This is a genomic window from Mucilaginibacter sp. P4_G9 (assembly GCF_056400985.1).
In genome coordinates this window covers 1-2,805 of record NZ_JBFUKF010000533.1, presented here as the reverse complement: position 1 = coordinate 2,805, position 2,805 = coordinate 1, and the positions used below count along the sequence as shown (strand labels likewise).

General features: G+C 39.2%; 3 protein-coding genes. 2 read left to right on the top strand and 1 reads right to left on the bottom strand.

Annotated features, from left to right (window positions below; genetic code table 11):
* Window positions 1-164: 164 nt before the first annotated feature.
* Complete coding sequence (locus tag AC1DPZ_RS24910) at window positions 165-1,667, bottom strand: ATP-binding cassette domain-containing protein (protein ID WP_477408557.1); 1,503 nt, start codon at window positions 1,665-1,667, stop codon at window positions 165-167.
* A gap of 278 nt (window positions 1,668-1,945) precedes the next feature.
* Between AC1DPZ_RS24910 and AC1DPZ_RS24905 the strand changes: the two genes are divergently transcribed.
* A complete protein-coding gene (locus AC1DPZ_RS24905; RefSeq protein ID WP_477408555.1) occupies window positions 1,946-2,113 on the top strand; it encodes a hypothetical protein in 168 nt (55 codons plus the stop codon).
* A gap of 97 nt (window positions 2,114-2,210) precedes the next feature.
* Window positions 2,211-2,666, top strand: a complete 456-nt coding sequence (locus tag AC1DPZ_RS24900) for a PA2169 family four-helix-bundle protein (protein ID WP_477408553.1) — start codon at window positions 2,211-2,213, stop codon at window positions 2,664-2,666.
* The last annotated feature ends 139 nt before the right edge of the window (window positions 2,667-2,805 follow it).

The following is a 2,805-nucleotide window of genomic DNA, read 5'->3' as shown; positions in this document are numbered from 1 at the left end:
GCCATAGTGGGTTTGTACGCCCCATTGGGGCGCTGTATTTCCCTTCCGGTACTATTAAGTGACCTGGGTTTTCACGCGAAAGTGAATAAAAGATGTGGCAACAATATACTAAATGTATCGTTTTGATTTTTAACTTTTTTGTTCGCCGGAGTATCTATAAACTATTAAACTATCCTTCCATTATCTAACTGCAATACCTTATTAACACTATTTGGTATTTCGTGCTGGTAGTGGGTTACATAAATAAGGGTTACGTTGCTGAGGCTGCAAATAGTATCAACCAGTTTTTTAAAATGAAGTTGCTGATGATCGTCCATACCCTGGCAGGGTTCATCAAAAATTAGTAAGGAAGGATTTTTTATTAACGCGCGGGCCAGCAGGCATAAGCGCTGGGCACTGGCCGGTATGTTTTTTAACAGGTGACGTGCGTGCTGATCAATTTCAAGCGCTTTCATCCAGCGGAGGGCTACATCGGTACGTTCCTTATTACTTGGCCTGAACAGGCCAAGTGTATCATAATATCCCGATTCGATCACCTGGAGGCAGCTGTTATCCGTAGGGAAGTATTGGTGAAGCTCGGGCGATACAAAACCTATCTTCTTTTTTATATCCCAGATGCTTTCGCCGGTGCCCCGCTTTTTATCAAAAAGAATAATACTGTTTGCATAGGCCTGCGGGTTATCGCCATTAATTAAACTCAATAGCGTTGACTTGCCTGCTCCGTTTGGCCCAAGCAGTGCCCATCTGTCGCCGGTTTTAATTTCCCAGTCTACATTGTTCAGTATTACCTTATTGCCATATTGGATATGCACCCTTTCCATTTTCACAATTTGGTTGTATGTAATGGCGGGCTTATTAATGTTAAGTAGCGCACTTAGTTCGGTAATATCTATATTATCGGGAACTTCCTGGTTAAACTGGCTGGGATCGAAATCAGCCTTGGCGGTTTCATGGATAATGGCGCCATTATTTAACACTGCAACATGTGTAATAGCCTCAGKAATTTCGTGTACCGATGTAGCAATAATGAGATTGATACCCGATGAGGTGATTTGCTCAATAACGCCATTAAACTCTTGCCGGGTTTTTACATCAAGCCCGGTTAGCGGGTTATCCAATAATAGCAATACCGGGTTCTTTAGCAAGGCAGCTGCCAGCATAAGGCGTTTGGTTTCGCCGTTTGAAAGTTTTATTAATTGTTTATCGCGCAGTTGCTGCAGGTTGAGCAGGTTAAGCACTTTGTCGGGTGTCCACCATGTGTTGGCGTGGGGTGTACTATTAACAAACAATAGATAATCATCAACTGTCAAAGCATCTTCCGAATCGGAGGAGTTATAGCGTTGCTGGTAATAAAAATCGGTAGTGTTTGATAAATTATGGAAGTGATGCCTGGGTTCGACAAGAGCTATCAGTTTTGTTTTAACACTAATGCCATCGGCCGCGGGTAATTTGTGTAAAAGCTCATCTTCAAAATGCCAGGTAACGCTGCCGCCTGTGATATTAAAGCGGCCGGCTATGGTTTGCAGTAAAGCGCTTTTGCCCGAGCCGCTTGGGCCTATAAGTGCCCAGTTTTCACCTTTATTTATTTTGAAGTTAAGATCCCTGAACAAAGTACTGTTTAAAAATCTTACTGTCGCGTTGTTTATCGAAAAAAGTAATTTACCCATAGCCTGTTTAGTAGCGGGCAAAATTAATCATATGTCGGTAAAAGTCTTTACACTAAGATTTCTTTACTTAACACATTTTTTTATTGAGGATTTAACAGTGTATATTCTGCTATACATTGCTTAACAGGGTTATAACAAAGTTTAGCCTGTTTATTTAGCGATGAGGTATCCGGCCCTGGAAAAAACTGTTTATTAAAAAAGGCCTGATTGTTGTATTTATTTATACAAGGCGGAGCACAATTATTTTCGCCTCTGCAAAATAAACTAAAAACATAATTATGAAAAACGCGCATTTATTATTGATCGTGCTGGTCATGTTTGCTTTAAGTGGCTGCTCGGTAATTGAAGGAATATTTAAGGCTGGTGCCATTGTTGGTATTATAGCTGTGATTGTAGTTATATTGATTGTAGTATGGCTGATCTCTCTGTTCCGGGGAAAATCGTAAAGAAACGGGTTTTAAAGAGGTAATTAGAGATGTTTTAATTAATTAGTTAAACAAATTAACTATTAGTATGTTTATTGGAATAAAAACATTAATTACCATGGAAAATTCAAAAGCAACTGCAGAAGTTTTAAATGATTTAATCCAGATCAATAACGATCGTATCGAAGGGTACAGGCGCGCTCTTAAAGATCTGAAGGATGATGAGACAGATTTGAGGTTACTTTTCCTTAGCCTGATTGACAGTAGCAATCGTTATAAAAACGAATTAGGTAAAGAGGTTGAAGTTTTGGGTGTAGACATTGAAACCAGTACTACAACGAGTGGCAAAATTCACCGTTCCTGGTTAGATGTTAAGGCTGCCTTTACAGCTCATGATACACATGATATTTTAGAAGAATGTGAGTATGGCGAAGATGCAATTGTAAAAGCATATAAAATGGCTTTAAATGAAGAATATATTCCCGCCTTTTTACGCGAGATAATTATCAGGCAACAGGATGAAGTGCTTGATGCACACGATGAGATTAAAGCTTTGCGTGATAATGTTCATTGAATATAATAGGATCGGCGTTGTCGCCAGGTTCTTTTATTTGGCGATAAATAATCAAGCTTATTGCTAAATATTTGTAGTAACCAAATTAAAAATCCTACTGTTTGCTATTAATATCAGCTCACAAAAAAAACGCTTCCGA